8 protein-coding genes are annotated in these 13,379 nt (G+C 41.0%); 3 read left to right on the top strand and 5 right to left on the bottom strand.

What is annotated here, in order from left to right; translation table 11 throughout:
- Positions 1-4,794: a T9SS type A sorting domain-containing protein gene (locus ABDZ97_RS05290; protein ID WP_343785529.1), complete on the top strand. Its 4,794-nt coding sequence runs from the start codon at positions 1-3 to the stop codon at positions 4,792-4,794.
- Positions 4,795-4,855: 61 nt separating this feature from the next.
- On the opposite strand, the gene ABDZ97_RS05285 is transcribed toward ABDZ97_RS05290, so the two are convergent.
- Positions 4,856-8,086 (bottom strand): S8 family serine peptidase, encoded by a 3,231-nt coding sequence (locus tag ABDZ97_RS05285; protein WP_343785528.1) that lies wholly within the window; start codon positions 8,084-8,086, stop codon positions 4,856-4,858.
- A gap of 117 nt (positions 8,087-8,203) precedes the next feature.
- Complete coding sequence (locus tag ABDZ97_RS05280; RefSeq protein ID WP_343785527.1) at positions 8,204-8,668, bottom strand: thioredoxin family protein; 465 nt, start codon at positions 8,666-8,668, stop codon at positions 8,204-8,206.
- Positions 8,669-8,794: 126 nt separating this feature from the next.
- Here ABDZ97_RS05280 and ABDZ97_RS05275 point away from each other — a divergent pair, with 126 nt between their 5' ends.
- On the top strand, positions 8,795-9,754 hold the full coding sequence (locus tag ABDZ97_RS05275) for an AMP-binding protein (RefSeq protein WP_343785526.1): 960 nt from the start codon (positions 8,795-8,797) through the stop codon (positions 9,752-9,754).
- Entirely contained in the window at positions 9,751-10,611 is an 861-nt protein-coding gene (locus ABDZ97_RS05270) for a J domain-containing protein (RefSeq protein WP_343785525.1), read from the top strand. Before ABDZ97_RS05275 ends, ABDZ97_RS05270 begins: the two co-directional genes overlap by 4 nt.
- A 1-nt stretch (position 10,612) precedes the next feature.
- Here ABDZ97_RS05270 and smpB read toward each other — a convergent pair whose 3' ends face one another.
- Genes smpB through bioB form a run of 3 tightly spaced genes read right to left on the bottom strand, consistent with a single transcriptional unit; the run spans position 10,613 to position 13,354 of the window.
- On the bottom strand, positions 10,613-11,068 hold the full coding sequence (gene smpB / locus ABDZ97_RS05265; protein WP_343785524.1) for an SsrA-binding protein SmpB: 456 nt from the start codon (positions 11,066-11,068) through the stop codon (positions 10,613-10,615).
- Between the two features lie 56 nt (positions 11,069-11,124).
- Positions 11,125-12,204, bottom strand: a complete 1,080-nt coding sequence (locus tag ABDZ97_RS05260) for an aminotransferase class I/II-fold pyridoxal phosphate-dependent enzyme (RefSeq protein WP_343785523.1) — start codon at positions 12,202-12,204, stop codon at positions 11,125-11,127.
- A gap of 52 nt (positions 12,205-12,256) precedes the next feature.
- Complete coding sequence (bioB, locus tag ABDZ97_RS05255) at positions 12,257-13,354, bottom strand: biotin synthase BioB (protein ID WP_343785522.1); 1,098 nt, start codon at positions 13,352-13,354, stop codon at positions 12,257-12,259.
- Between the last annotated feature and the right edge of the window lie 25 nt (positions 13,355-13,379).

The raw sequence follows: 13,379 nt of genomic DNA, 5'->3' as shown, positions 1-13,379 counted from the left end.
ATGAAAAAAGTTTATCTATCTCTAGTAGGTTCACTACTGACTTTTGTCAGTTTCGAACAAACCGTCTTTGTGGATATTGACGCCACAGGAAATAATGACGGAACCAGTTGGACAAATGCGTATACCACACTCCAACAAGCTGAAGACAACGCTCCTTCAGGAGCTGAAATCTGGGTCGCTGAAGGAAACTATATTGGCGATCCTCTCAACAGAGCACAGCGCATTCTACGAATCAATGAATCACACAATTGGTACGGCGGATTCAATGGAACAGAAACAACCAAAGATCAAAGAAATCCTTTACTCCATGAAACAAGCATAAACGGTGACGCATTAGGTAACGGTCATGCTACAGCTGCTGACGTTACGGACAACACATACAATCTAGTTCTGATTACTACCGAAGCAGAAGTTCTGTTTGATGGATTTACCTTTAAAGAGTCACATGGTAATGGTACTTCCGGTAATGACAGAGGAGGTGTATTTCAATTTGATGCGAATGCATTTGGAGGACACATGGCTCCCCAGCTTGATTTAGAAAATTGTAAGTTTGAATACAATTATGCCAATAATCAAGCACTATTTTCTGCGTTAGAAGCACCTGCAAGACAAGCTATCTACGAGATTCGTTTTAACCGCTGTCACTTTAATGAAAACAGGGGTTTCTATGATTTTATTAGCATTTCAGCACTATCTACACCTACAGGTTACAATACTAAACAGGCTAAATTCACCAATTGTCTTTTCGCTAATAATACTGCAAATTCAGGTTATTTCCTTCAGGTAAACTATAACACGGCAAATGATGCAAGAATTGAATTTATCAACAATACGATCATAGGCAATACCTCAAACAGCTACTTATTCCTTCTTTCTGACAACTATAATAATGCCTCCTCCGGTTCATTTCTACTTAAAAACAATATTATTGTAGACAATCCAGGTGTCCAGTTTCTAACTACAGGTTTGGGTGATCTGAACGGATCAAATAATGTAGGACAAGGAACCGCATACGGAGCTAACAATGAACTTCCTGCTACTCTTTTTAATGATTACGCAAATCAGGATTATCACCTTGTAAGCGGCTCACCAGCTATCGGTGTGGCAGACGTAGCTTTTCTTGCTTCTTCATACACTTTGGATTTAGCAGGGCAACCCAGATTTATTGGTCAACTGGATGCCGGAGCGTATGAATTTGTCAACTGCGAATTAGGTCCGTTGGAAGTTACCGCTAATGGAATTGGAGAACTAGAAGTCACCTGGCAGAATTATAGCTTTATTGACAACAACTATACCGTGACAATCGTACCTACAGGTCAGCCTGTCGGAAACGGAACTCCCATCACAGGGATTACAGGAAATAATTATCTGTTTACCGGATTACTTACTGATGAAACGTACGACATTTATGTTGACTATTCCTGCGCCTCATTTGGCGGAACAACGGGATCTTCCATGATTACGGGAACAACTATAAACCCTGTTTTTGTAGACTTAGATGCTACCGGATCAAATGACGGGTCTAGCTGGGCAAATGCCTATACAAATCTGGAAGATGCAGTAACTTTATCTCCGGTAGGTTCTGAATTTTGGGTAGCAGAAGGCGTATACAGACACCCTGTGTCCGGAAACCGAAATTTGGCTGCATTACAAATTCATGGAAATAGTAAGTTTTATGGTGGTTTTGACGGAACAGAAAGTAACCGCACAGCCAGAAACCCAAAACAAAATGAAACCCAGATTTCAGGTGATGTAAACGGAGATGATATTCCCGGTGACTACACAACCAATCGTGGAGACAACCTATACAGAACTGTATTAATCATCAACTCACAATCTGACTTTGTTCTTGACGGGTTTACGATTAGTGGTGGACATGCCAACGAAACCTCGGATCAAAAATTCTCACGCGGTGGAGCGGTTCAGGTTTGGATGACTTTAAACAACCAGACCATCAAAGGAAGTGTCTCCAATTGTGTGATCAAAGACAACTATGCTGATGTAAGCTCATTATACTATGTGTTCCCAAGCTCCGGCACAGGGAGTGGACATAGTGTGCAGGTTGACTTTACTTCGTGTGAAATTATAGAAAACGGAGCGCCAAACACTCTGGTATACTTCCGTTCCGATTTGAATTATGTAGAACAGTCTTCCATTCTCAATTCACTTATCGCTAATCATACCACTCAGACAGAACTATTTCTGTTCAACACGAGTAATGTGAGTAAACTGAAAGCAAAACTCATCAACAACACGATAGTAAAAAACACAGCATCTAATCAGATTTTCCGTCTGATTAATGCAGATAACTGTGGTATCTACAACAACATTCTTTACAACGAAAATGTCAACGCGGCCTCGGATGTATTAAGTATGACGCATGGATCCGTTCTTTCTGCCAATAACTTCGGAAAAACAACAGCTTTTGGAGCGACTGTTCTGAATGCAAACTCATTTGTTGATTATGCATCCGACAATTTCCGACTAAACGCAAGTTCTAACGCTGTAGACGGAGGTCAGAACACCTATTTCCCGGCTTCAATTTCGAAGGATTTAGAAGGAATAGAGCGTATTTACAACACGGTTATCGATGCCGGAGCCTATGAGTATCAAATCATTCCCGACCTTACTTCCCCTGTTCCTGTTACACAAAATATCACTGTCTACCTGAACGCATCAGGAACTATAACAGTAACACCTCAACAAGTTGATAATGGCTCCAATGATAACCAAACCGCATCAAACGATCTTACGCTCAGCCTTGATCAAACTTCTTTTGACTGTTCAAACCTAGGGAACAACACTGTTACCCTAACAGTCACTGACGAATCAAATAACTCAGCAACTGCTACAGCCACTATAACTGTTGTGGATAACCTGCCACCAACTGCCCATGTTAACAACCTTACTGTTACACTAGATGCTAGTGGAAATGCTACTATTACCACTGCACAAATTGATAATGGATCTACGGACAACTGTGGTATTGCTTCAATGACGCTGGGAACAACGTCTTTCGATTGTTCGAATATTGGAACCAATACCGTTTCGTTTACCGTCTTTGATCAGACCGGAAACAATGCTACAGCCTACGCAACTGTTACAGTGGAAGAAAATGAAGCTCCCGTAGCACAAGCGCAAGACCTTACGATCTCATTGGATGCAAATGGGCAGGCTTCAATTACGCCTGCACAAATTGATAACGGGTCTACGGATAATTGTGGTATTACCGATTACACACTTGACATCACTGATTTTACGTGTGCTGATTTAGGAAACAACACGGTTACGCTTACTGTAGAAGATGGTAGTGGTAATACACATACGGCTACAGCAACTGTTACTGTATTTGATAATTTTGCTCCTGTCCTAACAGCTCAGGATGCAACTCTGGAACTTGATGCAAACGGACAAGTTACGGTTTCACTAACCGACCTGAATGCACAAGTTTCCGACAATTGTTCCGTTAGTCCGATAACAATGGACGTCTCTACTTTCGACTGTTCACATTTAGGAGCACAAACAATCAACCTGGAAGTAACAGACACTGATGGGAATACAACTACAGAATCAGTTACAGTAACAATTGTTGATAATCAAGCTCCTGTTGTCAACATTAATAACCTTACTGTTACACTAGATGCTAGTGGAAATGCTACTATTACTACTGCACAAATCGATAATGGATCTACAGATAACTGTGGCATTGCCTCAATGAATCTGGGAACGACATCTTTCGATTGTTCGAATATTGGAATCAACACTGTTTCGTTTACTGTTTTCGATCAGGAAGGAAACAATGCAACGGCCTACACAACCGTTACAGTGGTAGAAAATGAAGCTCCAATAGCACAAGCGCAAGACCTTACAGTCTCATTGGATGCAAATGGGCAGGCTTCAATTACACCTGCACAAATTGATAACGGGTCTACGGACAATTGTGGAATTACCGGTTACACACTTGATATCACTGATTTTACGTGTGCTGATTTAGGAGCCAATACTGTTACACTTACTGTAGAAGACGGTAGTGGTAATACACATTCTGCAACAGCCGTTGTTACCCTTGTTGATGATATTTCTCCGGCTCTTACCGCACAAAATACTACAATAGAACTTGACGCGAATGGACAAGCTACGGTTTCACTGACCGACTTAAATGCACAGGCAACAGACAATTGTTCTCTTGAACCAATTACGATGGACATTTCTACTTTCGATTGTTCACATTTGGGAACACAAACGATCAACCTGGAAGTTGAAGACATGGCAGGAAATACAACAACAACATCTGTTCAGGTAGTCATTGCAGATTATATGGCACCTACCGGAACCAGTCAGGATATCAGCATATCATTAGATGGAGCTTCCAGCGTAACTATTGATTGGACCGATCTTATTTCAAATGTACAGGATAACTGTGATTCGAATCCGGTTGTTACAATTAGTCAGGATGAGTTTACTGCTACGGGAGTTTACACTGTAACTATTACTCTTGAAGATGCAAATGGAAACAACACAACGGAAACTGTACAAGTCACCGTTACTGATACAACCAATGCAGTAGATGAGTATTCTATCGAATTCAACATCTATCCAAATCCGACTACCGGATTTGTACAAATAACATCCACCCAATCTATTCAGCAAATCTATGTCTACTCCGTTTCAGGAGAGTTGCTGCTTTCGACACAAAATACATCAGTTGATTTATCTTCGTTTGAAAGAGGGACATACCTGTTACAAATAGAAACAGAAACATCAAATTTCACCCGACGGATTATTAAACTGTAATGTCAATACAAAAAGGGCGGTTCAGAATCTGAACCGCCCTTTTTTCCGGTAAATTATTTTTCTATTTTTTAAATCGGAATGTATGTTCAAAGGCATCTCCGCTTGTAATTTTCACAAGATAAATACCTTCTGCCATTTCATTCACGTTTACTATCTCATCCTGATCAGGGCTGATTACCCGAACAGACTGATGCATAACACGCTGTCCAAGCATAGAAAACAACTGAATATCATACTCACCTTCCGGCATGTTTTCAAATCCAAGGTTTAATGTAGTATTGATGGAATTGTAATACCCTGACAAGTTTCGGGTTCCTTGTTCTTCTAAACCTAAGAAATCACAATTATCAACCAAAACAGTCGCCGTTACTGTTTCATCCTGTCCACATCCATTAGCTCCAACCAGTGTTACCGTGTACGTACCAGCCGCCGGGAAAGTAACGGTTTCAGTAGCATTGGATGATGTTGACGGCGTTCCGCTCTCAAATGTCCAGGAATACGATGTTACATCCGACGAATTAATCATTCCGTCAAAAAGAACAGGTTCATTATAACATACAGAGGTAGAAGGTGTAAACACAATTTCCGCCTGTGGTGCACTTTCTACATACACTGTAACCTGTGAACTGGCTGTACAGGATCCTTGTGTTGCCTCAATACTATACGTTGTTGTAGTTGAAGGGGTTGCGGTTACACTTGCTCCGGTCGTAGCAGATAAAGTTGCTCCCGGACTCCATGTATAACCCGCTGCTCCTGAAGCAGTAAGCGTGATTGACTCGCCCGGACAAATGTACTCGTTCTGTGGTGTCACAGAAACGGATGGAGTTGCAACAACAGTTACTTCTGTAGAATCTATATCATAAAAACCACACTGATTATTCGCTACCAAATAGGTCATATAACTACCCGGAGAATTAAAAATAAAATCCGCTGTAGTTTGATTAGAGTACCCATTAACAGTACCGTTTGCATACCATTCATTCGACACCGAGTTTGTGTTTGTGGAATTACTAAAAGAAATACTGTTTCCAGCACAAACCGTAGTAGAACTTAATTGCATCGTCGCCTGAACAGGGTGTAATGTTGTCAATAAATGCATGTGCATTGCCTGTCTCGCAGAAAAAGCCGCATCAAAATCATACCAACCAGCCGGAGCACCGAAAGAGTTTGGAGTTCCTATATACATCCATGAATAATTCGGACGCCCTGTTACATCACCATTAAAGTCATGTGTATAAGCAATTACGTACTCCTGTCCGGAGGGAACCGGTTGCGGAACACTTATTCCTACATAAAAATCGCCTGTAATAAGATAAGGTGAATCAAATTCAACCATAGTCGGGTAGAATGATCCCGGTTGTCCCGGAACCGTTTGATTATCTTCTATTTCCTGTAAAGAAACAGTTTCGGAATGAACCACCGCACCCGGCATTCCTCCAGCATCAGACCAGACATTGACCGTCACAGTTGCTGCCGGATTATTAGTCGCACCTCTCACAAAATAAATGATCATTCCCTGAATAGAACTTCCTGCCGGGAATTCACTTGACTGATACGCATCACAGTAAGCTGTAACTCCATCTGAGTTTGTTCCTCCCAGATAACTATTAGTAGACAACGAATAGGTATAAATCGTATCTGTCGGCAAGGTGTGAGAGATCGTGTCACAACCTGTACTTGCATTTACCTGAATATACCCGATCTTCGTTTCTGTATCCGTTCCATTTGCATTACTTACCTGAAGTGTCACAGGATATGTTCCCGGAGCATTGTAGGTAATGTTCTGAGGGTTCTGCGCTGTAGAACTTGCCGGTGTTCCCCCGGTAAAAGTCCAGGTCCATGAAGTAGGATTATAAATTGATAGATCAGTAAAATTCACACTCCCTCCCTGAGGAATAACTGTCAGGTTGGCAACAAAATCAGCTTCAGGAGCCCAGTCAAGAGAAGTTGACACACACGCCATCGCTGCCGAAGCGTTAACTCTTCCTGCTCCTAATGAAGAAGAAAAACTACCTGCTACCGGATCACAAGTTGACACAAGACAACTCTCAATATCATCCGGCGTAAGACCACTATTCATCGAGAGCATTAGTCCGGCAAGCCCGGCAACCATTGGAGAAGCCATTGACGTACCTTGCTTATTTCCATACAAGGAAGAAGAACCTGTAGGCAGTGTACTCAAAATTGATGTTCCCGGAGCAGCTACATCTACCCATCCAGATCCATTATCATAATTCGAAAAAGAGGCTTTGTTGTCCGATCCGTTTGTTGCTGCAACAGCTATAACGTGATCATAACCCGCCGGATAAAACACCGTATTTACGTTATCGTTTCCACAGGCAGCAATCATTACTACTCCCTGATTATATCCATACGTAATAGCATTTTGGTAAGTTGTAGAATAACTTTCAGACCCAAACGACATATTGATCACATTCGCTCCATTATCAATCGCATAAAGTACCCCCTGAAGGGTTGCTGTAAGTGACGAGTTATCCGAGGCAGCCCGGATTCCCATTAGGCTAACTCCATGACCAATTGATGCTATTCCCGTTCCGTTGTTTGATGCCGCACAAGCAATCCCCGCTACGTGCGTACCATGATCAAAGGAGGTTACCGGAGTTCCCGGCATAGGACTTCCTTCCTGTGAAGGAGTAGAAGTAGCAACGTTAACACCGTTTCGATCATCTACATATCCGTTTCCGTCATCGTCAATGCCATTTCCGGGAATCTCACCTGTATTAACCCACAAAACAGGACTCAGGTCAGGATGTGTAATATCTACCGCATCATCTACCACTGCGACGATTATATTAGCATTACCTGTTGTATAATTCCAGGCTGTTTCTGCCTGTATCTTAAATAATCCCCACTGGTTTCCCGGACCATATAACGGATCATTCGGAACAAGTGTTTTACGCATAAAAGGTACGCGCTCTGCGTACTCAACCTGTCCGAACTTCTCCAGTTCTTTAATGTAAGTATCCACATTATTGATATCGGAAAATTCTAATTGATAGGTTCTTCTTAAAGCTGGTGCTTTAAAACGGTCAAATGGCTTTGTTACTTTCACATTAGGATTTCCTTCAAAAAAAGCAGCAAGGCATTTCAATTCTTCACGGGGAGTCAAAGGAGTTGTTTCACTTCCCTTTATCACCATTCTTTTCTCCAGAACAGCATCGTCCTTTAGCTTAAACCAAACAACTCCATCCTGACTATTCGGATGAATCGTCTGTGCAATTGCCGCGACACCAAAAGCCGTAGCAATTGCCAGTAGTAGTACTCTTTTCATAATTTTACAGTTTTAACTGCCTGAAAATACAATAAAAAGAAAAATTATGCAATAGCTCAAAAAAAATAAAGGCCGGTTAAAAACCGACCTTTAATTACGCTATAAATTCGCTATAGGTTATTTCAAATCCTGAACAACAGTAATAAATTGCTCCGGAGTTTTATACCCCAATTCTCTTTTAACCAATTTTCCGTCTCCATCTACCCATAGAAATGTAGGGTAAGCTGTTACACGAAACATTCGGGATAACATTGGTCCGTCTTCCGATTTCTCCATATCTATCTTCAGGTTGATAAATCGCTCGTTAAAAATCTCACCAACTTCTTCATTGGAGAATGTGTTTCTATCCATCATTTTACAAGGTCCGCACCATGACGCGTAGGCATCAATGAAGATTAGCTTCCCAGTCTTCTTTGCCTCAGCTTTTGCCTGCTCAAAGCTTAAGTCGGAAAAATTGATTCCCTTCGCAGCTATAACTGCTTCTTTTTTGCTTCCTGTTGCGTCATCAGTTTCTGTCATTGTAAAACTGCATACTCCAACAGTAACCAAAACTAATGTCAATATTCCAACTACTTTTTTCATTCCTTATTTTTTTAGTTAATTTACAAAATTATTCCCGAAACAGGGAGTTATTTTTGTTACTTCAGATACAAATGTCATTCCAAAACTGTGAATTTACAAATTTGTTATAATAACTGGTCAAAAAAAATGAATGACGAATTGGATTCCTTTCTTCTTGAATGGCATTCGGATTCTCCGTTTATTCGTCAAAGAACATCCGGATCAACGGGTGCTCCAAAAGTAATTGAGTTACCCAAAACAAAAATGATCAGCTCCGCCCGAATGACACTTCATTTTTTCGGACTTCATCCCGATTCTACTTTTTTGATTTGTCTCAATCCTGATTATATAGCCGGAAAAATGATGTTGGTTCGTTCTCTTACCAACCACGCAAAAACTCTCTTAACGCCCCCTGAATCACCACTCGATTTCCCGGATGAATTTCAAATTGATTTTGCAGCAATGGTTCCTTTGCAAGTTGAAAAATGTCTGAAGAACTCACCCGAAAAATTAAAAAAAATACGGACAATTATTATCGGGGGAGCACCGGTAAGTACTGCTCTTGAAAAAGAAATTGCAGCAGCCGGAATTACAGCGTATGCCACATTTGGTATGACAGAAACTACCAGTCATATTGCTGTTCGCAAATTAGGTGACCCGAATACCTCTTATGAAGCAATCGGGCAAACTCGTTTTAGCGCAGGAACTGATGAGCAGTTAATTATTTCATCGCCTGAACTGGAAATAGACTATCTGGAAACAAATGATGTAGTTGAACTAATCAATTCGACTCATTTTATCTGGAAGGGAAGAAAAGATTTTGTTATCAACTCAGGTGGTATCAAACTGTTCCCCGAAGAAATTGAAAAGAAAATAGAAACTGCCGGACTAACCAAACGTTTTTTCATATCCGGCATTCCGGATGAGAAGTTAGGTGAAAAAGCTATTCTGATCATTGAAAGTGAAAGTCCGATTGATACTACTCCTTATCTGGTACAACTAACGAAATACGAAAAGCCAAAAGCCGTTTTGTTTACTCCTCACTTCAGAATGACTGATTCCGGTAAAATTAATCGTCCTGCAACGCTAAAACTATTTACTTTTTGATTCCGGAAAAATACTATAGAATATTAGGTGTACCCCGCAATGCTTCGCAGGAAGAAATAAAGCAGGCTTTTCGTAAACAAGCGCTGAAACATCATCCTGACAGAAATCCGGGAGAGAATAACACTCAAAAATTCATCGCGATTAAAGAAGCGTATGAAATTCTGTCCGGTCAAAAACCTGTTCCCCGCCCCAAACGAGTTTCTCCCCCACCCCCTGCGAAAAACAGGGAAGAAATCATTCAGGAGGAGATTGAACGTAGGCGTAAAAGAGCCCGTGAACAATTTGAAAAAAAAGTACGGGCAAAAAAGGCAGAAGAAGAAGCGTACATCCGAAAAATCACACAAGGAAAACCCTACAAATTATTTAGAGTTATCATGCTCCTCTCACTATTCACCTCGGTCTTGTTATTTGTGGATCGTTTTCTGCCCGGAAAACAGCAAAAGGCAGAATTTACCCACATGAATACGATGAGCGTGAAAGGAGGAATGCGTTTTCATCATATCATTCCCGCCCGACTCAACACCGGGGAATCTATATGGATTAACGAAAAATTTCAATATACCATTCGGTTCGGGAAAGAAGTCCTGATTGAAAGGAGTCGTATTTTCAAAGAGATTAAACAATTCTCTATCCGGGAAGGGAGTCTTCAGGAAGTAAGTGTAACTGACTTTTCTGTTTTCGGTAGTTTTCCCTTTATCCCACTGCTTTTTCTGATTCCTCTTATTGCTTTTCTTGTCAAAGGAAGAAATATGCTTTATTCACTTCTCTTTCACAGCAGTTTGTATCTGGGGATTCCCGGATTACTCATTTTCTATCTGTCCGGTGAGCGTCTGTTACAACTCTTTACGTTTATATAGCTTAATGGCTTTTCATCGCTCTGTCCATATCTCTTTTCGAGTCTTTGGCTTTCAGGTCTTCGCGTTTATCGTGCAACTTTTTACCTTGCCCCAGTGCGATATTCAGTTTAGCCAGTCCTTTTTCATTGATAAACAGATTGAGAGGAATAATTGAAAATCCTTTTACCTTGGATTTCTTGAAAAGTTTATCCAATTCTCTTCGGTTCAAAAGTAACTTACGATCTCGTCTTGGGTTATGATTGTAGTATGAACCATTTTCATATTCGGCAATATGCATATTCCGGATAAACAGTTCCTCTTTCTCAAAAACACAGTATGCCTCTACAATACTCGCTTTACTATTTCGAATACTTTTAATCTCAGTACCAGTAAGCTGAATTCCGGCTACGAACTTTTCAATAATCTGATATTCGAAATTAGCCCGTTTGTTTCTGATATTTACACCACTCTGCGACATAAGCTACAAAGGTAATAAATTACTTTATCGAAATTCCGAATTTCAGATGAACCGACTTATCTGATACATTCTTTTATAAAAAGTGCTAACTCTTCCAATTCTTTTTCGGAATGATCCGAATGAATACAAATACGCAATCGCTCCTTTCCGGAAGGAACAGTTGGAGAAAACACTGCTTTCAGTGCCCACCCTAGTTGTTCAGCCTGCTCTACACAAGCCGTAAGTTTTAGTTTATCCGTACAGGGGACTACCTGAATTGGTCCCGGGTTTCCTTCAAAGTGTTGGTTCCAAGCTACAATGTTTGCAAAAAGTCTTTCCCTACGCTTATTCTCTTCCGTAGCCAACCGGGTCATGTATTCAATTCTTTTGTACGCATCAGGAGGCATGGCAGTTGTGTAAATAAACGATCTGGAAAAATTAATCAGAAATTCGATCAGCTTTTCACTTCCTAAAACTGCTCCTCCGTGTGCTCCATACGCTTTTCCAAAAGTTATGACACGGGCAAATAATGATGGATGATCTCTGAAAGCATAGGTCATTCCTAATCCCTGCATGCCAAAAACACCACAGGTATGTGCCTCGTCCACAACAAGTAACGCTCCATAATCAGCTACAACACCTAAAATTTCCTCAACCGGAGCAAGATCTCCGTCCATCGAGTAATAGCTCTCTATGGCTACGAAAACGGTTCTATCCCGGTACTTCTGTAATTTACTTGCAAGATCTGTAACATCATTATGTTTGAAGGAAAAACTCTCGGCAAAACTCAACCGTACTCCGTCCCTAACAGACGCATGAACCAGTTCGTCATACAGTACAACCTCCCCCTTTTGCGGAACACTGGAAAACAATCCCAAATTGGCATCGTAACCGGAATTAAAAATAAGTGACCGTTCTGCTCCAAAAAGCTTTGAGATATGGTTCTCTGCTTGTTCAGCACTTGCTGAATTACCGGATATTAAACGAGATCCCGTCCCCGAATGCGTAAATGAATCACTTTTAGAAGGAACTAAAGACAACCCCAAATAATCATTTGAAATAAAATCTGTCAACGGAGCTGTTACCCGCAATTTACGCAGACTTCCATCCGAATACCGGGAGGTCATTTTATGTAAAAAACGGGGGGACTTCATCATTCGGTCCACGTGATTGTTTTCCTTACCGTACCTTTTAAATGTCCGGGAAGTACTAAAGTGTATCTACTCGGGTTACTTTTCTCGGTTCAAATTTCTGTCCGCGAGCCGCACTAAGTTCTGCTTCTCTTTCAGCAGCCTTTTGTTTCTTCTCTTCAAGAATCGGATCCGGTATCGTTACCGGTTTTTCGCCTTCCTGAAACGGCTCTTTTGCAATCAAACCAAGAATGTTAAACATTTCTTTATCCTCATTAAACTCCGGGTTCGGAGTTGTAAGGAGTTTATCTCCTGCAAAAATACTTCCTGCTCCTGCCATAAAGCAAAGTGCCTGAGCTTCCATCGACATTTTTGTTCTTCCTGCTGATAGTCTGACAACAGATTGAGGAAAAGCAATTCGCGTAGTTGCTACCATACGAATCATTTCCCATTGTTCAACCGGTTTTTGTTGCTCAAGAGGTGTTCCTTCAACAGCAACCAATGCATTGATTGGAATCGATTCGGGTGGAGTTTCCATTTCCATATAGCTTAACAACATCCCAATACGATCTTCAACTGCTTCTCCCATACCAATAATTCCCCCTGAACAAACAGAAATTCCTGCTTTTCGGGCATTATCTATGGTTTCCAAACGATCATCATATTCTCTGGTTGAGATAATATCTTTATAAAACTCTCTGGAAGAGTCGAGATTGTGATTGTACGCAAAAAGACCTGCATTTTTCAAACGAACCGCCTGTTCTTCCGACAACATTCCAAGTGTACAGCATACTTCCATATCCAGGTCGTTAACCGCCTGAACCATTTCTACTACCTGATCAAAATCTCTGTTATCACGTACCTCTCTCCAGGCTGCTCCCATACACAACCTTGAAGAACCATTCGCTTTTGCATTCTTAGCCTGCTCAACAACAGAATCTACAGTCATCAGTTTATGCGCTTCAACATCTGTATGATAACGCGCTGCCTGCGGACAATACCCACAATCTTCCGGACAACCTCCCGTTTTGATACTCAAGAGCGAAGACATCTGAACTTCTCTTGGGTTGTGGTACTGACGATGAATCGTAGCGGCTTCAAAAACCAGTTCTAACAAAGGCTTGTTGTATAATTCCAGTAGTTTTTCGCGGTTATTATATGCTGTATTTACTTTCATCTGTTCTATATTATGAGGCAAATAT

It is taken from the genome of Wandonia haliotis (assembly GCF_039523435.1).
Classification (GTDB): Bacteria; Bacteroidota; Bacteroidia; order Flavobacteriales_D; family Crocinitomicaceae; genus Wandonia; species Wandonia haliotis.
The sequence above is the reverse complement of the archived record's forward strand: the minus strand, read 5'-3'. Positions and strand labels throughout refer to the sequence as shown.